Origin of the sequence: Mesorhizobium sp. M7A.F.Ca.MR.362.00.0.0, from assembly GCF_004023175.1 — a bacterium.
Lineage (GTDB): Bacteria > Pseudomonadota > Alphaproteobacteria > Rhizobiales > Rhizobiaceae > Mesorhizobium.
Genome location: NZ_RZTF01000556.1, coordinates 2,085 through 3,151, shown reverse-complemented (window position 1 = coordinate 3,151; position 1,067 = coordinate 2,085). Strand labels below are relative to the sequence as shown.

The following is a 1,067-nucleotide window of genomic DNA, read 5'->3' as shown; positions in this document are numbered from 1 at the left end:
CTACAGCATCTACCTGCAGCTTCTCGGCACCAAGCTCGGTAAGAACGCCGTCATCGAATCGAAATCCGTGCCCGTCTGCACGGATCTCATCTCGATCGGCGCCAACACCATCCTGCGCAAGGAATCGATGATCCTCGGCTTCCGGGCGCAGTCCGGCTATATCCACACCGGGCCGCTGACCATCGGCCGCGACGCCTTTGTCGGCGTCGGCTCGACGCTCGACATCGACACCCGGATCGGCGACGGCGCCCAGCTCGGCCATTCGTCCTCGCTGCACCGCGGCCAAAGCATCCCCGACGGCGAACGCTGGCATGGCTCGCCGGCCGTGCCGACCACGGCCGACTATTGCAAGGTGCGCAATGTCGATCCGTCCAACATCCGGCGCTTCCTGTTCGAGGCGGTTCAGTTGATCGGGCTGTTTGCCATCGTCACCCCCTTGCCGCTTTTGTTCCACAGCTATTGGGAAAACGTCGGCGACGACTACCAGGAGACGATCGGCGTCGTCGCGATCGGCACCACGGTCACGCTGTTCGGCTACATGGCCGTGGCCTTCCTGGCGGCGACGCTGGTGCCGCGCCTGACAAACCTGATCCTGAAGCCAGGCCGCACCTACACGCTGTACGGCTTTCGCTACTGGCTGCAGACGGTCGCCGAATTCTCCAGCAACTCCCGCGTGCTAGGTCTCCTGTTCGGCGACAGCTCGGCCATCGTGCACTATATCAGGGCCATCGGCTGGAACCTCAACAGAGTGGTGCAGACCGGCTCCAACTTCGGCTCCAACCAGCAGCACGAAAACCCGCTTCTGTGCGAGATCGGCACCGAGACCATGGTGTCGGACGGGCTGTTCATGATCAACATGCACAAATCCGCCTCCGCCTTCCGGCTCGAGCCGACGAGGATCGGCGAGCGCAACTATCTCGGCAACAACATCTACTATCCGCCGGACGGGCGCACCGGCGACAACGTCCTGCTCGGCACCAAGGTGATGATCCCCATCGACGGGCCGCTGCGCGAGAATGTCGGGCTTCTGGGTTCCCCTGCCTTTGAAATCCCGCGCATGGTGAAAC

Annotated in this window: 1 protein-coding gene; it reads left to right on the top strand. The window is 63.0% G+C overall.

The annotated features are described in order from the left end of the window. Window positions 1-1,067, top strand: a 1,067-nt coding sequence (locus EOC06_RS44355) for a Pls/PosA family non-ribosomal peptide synthetase (RefSeq protein ID WP_281062136.1), incomplete at both ends; no start/stop codon positions are given.